At 59.1% G+C, this 372-nt stretch carries 1 pseudogene; it reads left to right on the plus strand.

Annotated elements, in window-relative coordinates:
• Positions 1 to 372 (plus strand): annotated as a pseudogene (locus ACLFKU_RS44370) (sulfotransferase); the annotation flags it as partial.

Raw genomic sequence — 372 nt, forward strand, 5'->3', positions numbered from 1 at the left:
TCGGCGGCGAGAATCGTTCCGGCACCACTCTACTCAGCGTTCTTCTCGACTCGCACTGCGATTTGGTCGTTGGCCCAGAACTTGACTTCACCGAACCGGTCGACCTCGGTCCGCATATCCTCGCTGTGTGCGACATGATCGACGTCCGCGACTCACGGCTCGCCGGTGCGACGAAGGACACCGTTGACCCCGACTGGTACGACGGCGCGCATTTCGTTTTGCAATGCGAACGTTTCGGTCTCGAGCGCGACGATTTGCGGAACTTGGTGGTGGACTTGATGACCAAACGTGGAACCGATCTGTCGGCTCTGGAAGACCGTTGTCGGCTCATCGACTCCATTGGCGAATTCCGACGCAAACAGATGGGAGCCC

The organism is Paraburkholderia sp. EG304, assembly GCF_046543485.1.
Taxonomy (GTDB): Bacteria; Pseudomonadota; Gammaproteobacteria; order Burkholderiales; family Burkholderiaceae; genus Paraburkholderia; species Paraburkholderia youngii.